General features: G+C 35.8%; 4 protein-coding genes. 3 read left to right on the plus strand and 1 reads right to left on the minus strand.

All coding sequences use genetic code 11. From position 1 onward, the window contains the following. Positions 1-397: 397 nt before the first annotated feature. Both ACOYLP_RS11035 and ACOYLP_RS11040 read left to right on the plus strand, forming a co-directional pair. Positions 398-631 carry a helix-turn-helix domain-containing protein gene (locus tag ACOYLP_RS11035; RefSeq protein WP_422856224.1) on the plus strand — a complete coding sequence of 78 codons (234 nt, stop codon included), beginning with the start codon at positions 398-400 and terminating at the stop codon, positions 629-631. Between the two features lie 11 nt (positions 632-642). Continuing rightward, positions 643-1,548 carry a hypothetical protein gene (locus ACOYLP_RS11040; RefSeq protein ID WP_422856225.1) on the plus strand — a complete coding sequence of 302 codons (906 nt, stop codon included), beginning with the start codon at positions 643-645 and terminating at the stop codon, positions 1,546-1,548. On the opposite strand, the gene ACOYLP_RS11045 is transcribed toward ACOYLP_RS11040, so the two are convergent. Beyond that, complete coding sequence (locus ACOYLP_RS11045) at positions 1,539-2,711, minus strand: DNA cytosine methyltransferase (protein ID WP_422856226.1); 1,173 nt, start codon at positions 2,709-2,711, stop codon at positions 1,539-1,541. The two genes, ACOYLP_RS11040 and ACOYLP_RS11045, sit on opposite strands and share 10 nt — an antisense overlap. A 262-nt stretch (positions 2,712-2,973) precedes the next feature. On the opposite strand from ACOYLP_RS11045, the gene ACOYLP_RS11050 reads away from it, so the two are divergent. Then, entirely contained in the window at positions 2,974-3,705 is a 732-nt protein-coding gene (locus ACOYLP_RS11050) for a hypothetical protein (RefSeq protein ID WP_422856227.1), read from the plus strand. The last annotated feature ends 620 nt before the right edge of the window (positions 3,706-4,325 follow it).

Consider the following 4,325-nt stretch of genomic DNA (forward strand, 5'->3'; position numbering starts at 1 on the left):
CTATTGAACTTTTTTGCTAAAAATCCGCCACATCGCCAAGCCGAAAACCGTTAGCTGAAAAGCGAGTATTTTTATGAATTTGCCGGTGGCGCCGTTCTACGTTATGCCGCCGGATAAAGCGGCGGCAATAAAAATACTGCTCTATCAGCTAACAGCGGGTTGGTGCAAGGTGGGCTATTCTACTCCTATGAATGTAAAGCTTTCCAAAACCCCACCCTTCACCAACCCGCCAAACGTTACCTGCCACCACCGCAGAACGCATAGAAATACAGTAATGGCTTCAATAAAACCTAATCATTTTCATAGATATTTATTCAATTCAATTGAGTAAAATGCTAATCATAGTCTGTGGCAGGGAATGAATACTAAAGTTAGCTTTGCACAAGTATAATTTAGAATGATTTCGAAGCATGATATATTAAACATTTTTGGCGAAAATGTTAGGAATTACAGAAAGAAACAAAATATTTCTCAAGAAGAACTTGCAGAAATGGCGGGCCTGCATCGCACTTATATCGGAATGATTGAACGTGCAGAAAAGAACATTACTCTTATCAATATTGAAAAAATTGCGGTTGCTCTTAAAATTTCAATTAAGGATTTACTAGTCGATATTCAAAAACAAAAATAAATATAATCCGCATGGGAAAGAAAGCATATAAACCTAATATAATACATGAGGAAGAATTCTTTACTGGTGAGAAAACAAGCGATGTTTTCATGGAAGTTGAATTTGATTATGGAACAGAAAAATGGATAGGAGCACTTCCTAAATATTTGGAAAAGCAAGGCTTAGATTTAACTATTGAAGAATTTTATGAATCTTTAGAAAGCAGTTTTGAAAGTTTAAATCCTAGAAATAAAGCACCATGGATAGCTGATAGTGACAGCCGATGGTCAAACAAAGAATCCGCTACTTATAAAGTTCTAAACGCTTTATATTCTGGGAAATGGGAATGTCGAGTTTGTGGACCAGTCCCCAAAGTTAATCCTCAACCATCCGCCCGTCTAGCTAGTTTAAAGAAATCAGGTTATGTGATTGGTTCCAAGAGAAGACATTGTACGGATTGTGAACAAAAGACAATGCATGATTTATTAATTATGTTACCTCCAATTGAACAAAGATTCGAGCATGGTAATGAATTAAGAAGGCCAATGTCGGAATTGCTAAAAACAAGGATTAAAAAGCTTTTAGGTTATAAAGAAGTTTGTTTTGATGTTAAAAGAAGCCCTGTTGAATTAATAATCGACCACAAATTTCCATCGCAAAGATGGAAATTTCAAGAAAGTGACAATCCAAACAATATGACTGAACCAGCTATTAGAGCTAAATTTCAATTATTATCAAATCAAACAAATTTGTGGAAGTCACGTCATTGCGACAATTGTGTAAAGACAGGGAAAAGAGGAAACTTTATGGGAATCAAATGGTTTTATCAAGGCAATGAAAATTGGGAAGGGGATGATACGTATGATGAGAAAGGATGTGTCGGATGTCCTTGGTACGACCTAGAGAAATGGAAGAAAGAACTTAAAAATCAACATTGATTATAATAATCCATTAATTCTTTTTTAATTGCCTTTGCTATATGTTCAGCCATAAGGCATGGAACTGCATTTCCAATTTGCCAATATGCTCTTTTGAATGAACCCGTAAAAATGAAATCATCTGGAAATGTTTGTAACCTAGCCATTTCCCTCGCTGATAAAACCCTATTAAGTTCATAATGTACATGACAACCACCATGATTTTCTTTCACAGTCATACTTGGAACACCTTTATATTGCCTCTTGTAGGCATCTCTAAATGTCTCATACAATGAGCCTCCATGTGGAATTAAAGAAATTCGCTTTTCCATTTCCTTGGAGTGTTTAGTCCATTCATGATTTGAAACATTAGAACGTTCAACATACTTTAGATCATCAATAGCACTTTCGATTGGTTTATAATTTCCTTTTGACAATATTTCCTTCGGGTATGGGTTTACTAACCCAAGTCGATTAGCTATAAATATGGCTCTAGTTCTTAATTGTGGTACACCGAAAGTTGCTGCTTCAAGTATTCTTACTGACATATTTGGATATCCGGCATCCGAAAATTGTTTAATAATTTCTTTATAAACCTTTCCATTTTCCATGGTTAGTATGCCTGGTACATTTTCCAATACAACAAATTCAGGCTTTAAATGTTTTACAATTCTTACGTACTCTTGAAACAATTTATTTCTTGGATCATTAGGATTTCGCAGTCCAGCGACAGAAAATCCTTGACAAGGAGGGCCTCCAAAAACAACATTTACATTCTGTCCATTTAGAACCTTATCTATTTCGGCTTCTTTAACATCTTGTATAGGCATTTCGAAATGATATGCCTCGGGGAAATTTTTTCGGATTGTATTGGAAGCATCCTTATCTATTTCCACACTTGCAAGTTTTTTAAATCCAGCATTTCTTACTCCGACTGAAATTCCACCTGCACCTGAAAATAAATCCATGAAAGTCATATCGCACCTATCATTTTCAACTGCCAGTGTTTCGACAGTCTTCCAATTATTATTATCAATTATATCAGAATCAAGACTTTCTTTGAGCCCTTTGTATCTGCTTGTGGCATTATGCGCACCATTAACTTTTTTCGGACTTTGCTTAACTCTTTTTAGTTTCTTTTTATCTTCGTCAATAACCAAATTTCCAAATAAATCCTCTCGCATATTTGCTAATTTTAGTATGCAATTTTACAAACAAAATTCCATACAAACAAGATATATTATCAACAACCAAAACTTTTAGTACTGGTCCAAAATCATTAATTAAACCAAACTTAAAATTCTGCTCAAAGAATTTCCAGTAACAATAGCATTTTCACCATCTATCGAATTTTCATTCTTACTTTCTTCATCTATCAGGAGTCCCATATTTGTACATTTAAAAAATCCTTTTTACCTTTCCTAATCACAATAAAAAATTTATTTTATGCCAATCATCGAAACGGGTCACGCCAAAAATGTCGCAAACTTTGAAGATTTTATTTCATTCATTACCGGCTACGGTCCGACTTACAATCCAACCAAAGCTGCAATTAAACTTGCCTCACTAAACACCCTTTTTACAACCGCTAAAGCAGACATCTTAAACGTAACTACAAAAACAGTTGCCTTTAATAATGTCACAAATGCTAGATTAAACCTATTCGAACCAATTCGTAAACTTTCTACAAGATTAGTGAACGCATTTTCATCAAGTGACGCAACCGCAGAAATGATAAAAGACGCAAAAACTATCAATAGAAAAATTCAAGGCAAAAGAGCAAAAGCAATTCCAGTATCAATAGACCCCAACACCCCTGCCCCTAATACTATCAGTACTTCACAGCAATCCTATGACCAACTTATTGAGCATTTTACCAAACTCATTGAATTGCTCAAAACACCATCAGCAAATTACACCCCTAACGAGGTAGAGTTACAATTGGTAACACTTACAGCACAACTTGCAGCTCTTAAAACAGCAAATACAAATGTTTCTACCGCATACACCGCAGTTTCTAATGCTCGTATTGCAAGAGACAAAACATTGTATAAAGAAAAGACCGGTTTATATGATATTACCCTCGCTGTTAAGGATTATGTAAAGTCGCTTTACGGAGCAACTGCCCCCGAGTACAAACAAATCAGCAAGATTAAGTTTACAAAGCCTAAAGCATAAAAAACCGCCTAGCCAATAAAGAAATCTAGCTACCTGTTAAAGACATCTTGCATCCGCAAAAGGAAATCTCACGCCCTAAAAAGGAAATATCCTATCCTAATAAAGACATCTTGCATCCGTAAGAAGAAATCTTAACTATGCATTAACGAAACTAGCACCCGTAAAAAGAAATCTCGCATCCTGAAAAAGAATTCTTAACTATGTAATAACGCATCTAGCACCCGTAAAAAGAAATCTCCCATCCGAACCATTGAGACACTAGACATGGTTAAGACCCACTTTCTACTGTTAAACCAGAAGCATAACGCAAAAGACAGAAACACCGACAACACTTATGCGCAGAACTTGTACTTCTGAACTTAATTTTAGCAATCTTAATCCTTGATATAACCACTTGATGCATAGACTGAGAAGCGGATGCTAAACGCTTAGGTGGCGGGCAGGTAACAGCGCATAAGCCTAATGCGGGCGATATCTCTTTTCGGTCTGATTTTCTTTCTTCTTCTTTTGGTTCTTAATTTCGGCGAAGTAACTTTGATTCCCCGCACTAGGCCTATGCGCAAAACGTTGTGCGTTATGCTAAAACGACAAACATTAACAGACAAAACAGAAGTAAAATA

The organism is Flavobacterium sp. (assembly GCF_049318325.1).
Classification (GTDB): domain Bacteria; phylum Bacteroidota; class Bacteroidia; order Flavobacteriales; family Flavobacteriaceae; genus Flavobacterium.